This window comes from Pseudomonas sp. 32_A (assembly GCF_017490905.1).
GTDB lineage: Bacteria > Pseudomonadota > Gammaproteobacteria > Pseudomonadales > Pseudomonadaceae > Aquipseudomonas > Aquipseudomonas inefficax.
Window position 1 is genome coordinate 1 of the sequence record NZ_JAFGYI010000108.1, and the last position, 740, is coordinate 740.

At 64.6% G+C, this 740-nt stretch carries 1 protein-coding gene; it reads right to left on the reverse strand.

Translation table 11 applies throughout. The features are described from left to right. Nucleotides 1-158: 158 nt before the first annotated feature. Nucleotides 159-740: IS6 family transposase (locus tag J5M58_RS25805; RefSeq protein WP_207880137.1), on the reverse strand; the 582-nt coding region annotated here is incomplete at its 5' end.

Sequence of the window (740 nt, forward strand, 5' to 3'; positions counted from 1 at the left end):
CGGCGAGGTATCGAGATGCAGGTCCCAGCCTGATGACGCGGGGCGCCTGCTTCCATCTGTCGACGAAGTCCGGGTCGATCCGGTCGTGCTCGAAGAAATTCGGCGCTGTCACGTTAGCGGAGTATGTTCACAAGGGGCGGGGGCGCGACCTGCATGTTTCATGCGGCAGACGGATTCTGGGTGACCTCGGTAAATTCACGCCACGTCGAGAAGCGTACGGCGAGGTGTTTGCGATAAAGCGAAGCACGCAGCAGATGCCGCTTCAGGGCGAAGTGCTGGCGGATCGGCCCGAAGCTCGCGAGGAAAGCCTGAGTGCGCTTCGGGTCGCGAAATCCCCGCATGCGTCGCTCGCGTTCGCGGGTCGGCTGATGGCTGTTCTCGGCGCGGTTGTTCACGCGGGCGGCGGCCTTCACGAACACGTGCTTGACGTTGGCGAGCTCCGGGATGCCAGCCTTGGCAGCCGGGTAGCTGCGTAACTGGTCGGTGACGATGTTGCACGGTGCCGGACAGGAACGCAGCACACGCTGGAAAAAGCGCTTCGCTGCGGCCTTGTCGCGCCGCTTCTGCAGCAGGATATCCAGCTCGGCACCGTGTTCGTCGACCGCCCGCCACAGCAGCCAGGGCTCGCCGCGCAGATTCACGAACATCTCGTCTAGATGCCAGGTGCGGCCCGGCTTTCGTCGCGCAGCCTTGACCCGCCGGGCGAAGGCCGCACCGAATTTGTCGCACCACCGGCGGAT